Raw genomic sequence first — 1,700 nt, 5'->3', positions numbered from 1 at the left:
AGGACGTTTGAAAGCACCGGAATATGTTGCTAATGTGACTCGCGTTTATCGTCAGGCTTTAAATCAACTAATAGAAACGAATATAGAGACATTTTCTAGTCGAGAAAAAGACCAATATAATTTAGAAATGGCATTTTCTCGCGGACTTTATACAGGTTGGTTTGAGGGAATTAATAATCAAGAATTAGTGCATGGGAGATTTGGTAAAAAACGCGGTGTTTATTTAGGAGAAGTTACCCGGATTAGAAATGCAGAAATAACACTGAAACTAGAAGCACCTGTTAAACCAGGAGATGGGATTGTTTTTGATTGCGGACACCCAGAAACTAAGGAAGAAGGAGGAAGAATATATGCAGTTATTCCCAATGGTAGAGAAGTAATATTAACTTTTGGGAGAAATGATTTAAATTTCCATAATATCCATATAGGTGATAAAGTTTGGAAAACAAATGATCCAGAATTAGATAAACAAATTCGTCAAAGTTATACTGGAGAACATCCCCAATTTACCAGGCCGATTAATATCGAAGTGCATGGAGAAATTGGCGAAAAATTAATAGCTGTATCTCGTGATGAATCTTGGAATATAGTTCAAGTAGAATCAGAAATATTAATAGCTGAAGCACATACAAAACCCTTGTCTACAGAAAGATTAAAAGAACAATTTGGACGGTTAGGAAATACTCCTTTCCATTTAGACAATTTTATCAATAATCTCAACGGTAATATTATGTTACCCGTGAGTGAATTAAACCGAATGCGTCGGGAAATAGTCAGCCAATTAGAGGAATTAAGAAGTAGACCCAAACTTTGGGAATTAAATCATCATGCAAAATGGCAAGATTTAATTAGTTCTAAATCCACAGAAATTCCCGCTTCCCCTTCCTTGATTGTTTTAGTCAGAAATATAGAACAACTCAAAGCAGTATTAACAGCAGATATCAAAACTGTATACTGTGAATTTGAAGATCCTCGCAAGTATCAAGAAGCAGTAAAAATAGTCCGCGAATTTGGACAGGAAGAAATCAATATCTTTGTCGCACCACCTCGGATAAGCAAACCTGGAGAAACCTGGATTTTAAAACAAGTTCGAGATTCTCAAGCTGATGGTTATTTAATTAGAAATTATGACCAATTAGAATATTTTGCTAATGAAAGATGTGTGGGTGACTTCTCCTTAAATATCGCTAATCCTTTAACCGCAGATTACTTTAAAAACCGCTTTAATTTAGAAAGATTAACAGCGTCTTACGACTTAAATATTAACCAACTGGAAGGTTTAATTACAAATTACCCAGCGCAAAACTTTGAAGTTACAATTCATCAACATATACCCATGTTTCACATGGAACATTGCGTATTTTGCGCTTTCCTATCTGAAGGCACAGATTACACCAATTGCGGTAGACCTTGCGAAACACAATCAGTAACAATGAGAGACAGAGTAGGTAGTGAACACATTCTCAAAGCTGACGCAGGATGTAGAAATACAGTATATAACAGTGCGGCACAAACAGGGGCAGAATACGTACAAAGATTAGTAAGTTTAGGTTTACAATACTTTCGGATTGAATTTGTCAACGAAACATCGGAACAAGTGCAAAAAACAATACAGAGTTATCAAAACTTACTCCAAGGAGAAATTACCGGTTCTCAACTTTGGAAAACATTAAAGTTGCAAAATCAATTAGGTGTAACTC

1 protein-coding gene is annotated in these 1,700 nt (G+C 35.4%); it reads left to right on the top strand.

From position 1 onward, the window contains the following. Window positions 1–1,700, top strand: a 1,700-nt coding sequence (locus tag FJR38_RS07145) for a DUF3656 domain-containing protein (protein ID WP_254449375.1), incomplete at both ends; no start/stop codon positions are given.

The sequence above is a fragment of the Anabaena sp. UHCC 0253 genome (genome assembly GCF_009712085.1).
Classification (GTDB): Bacteria; Cyanobacteriota; Cyanobacteriia; order Cyanobacteriales; family Nostocaceae; genus Dolichospermum.
The sequence above is the reverse complement of the archived record's forward strand: the minus strand, read 5'-3'. Positions and strand labels throughout refer to the sequence as shown.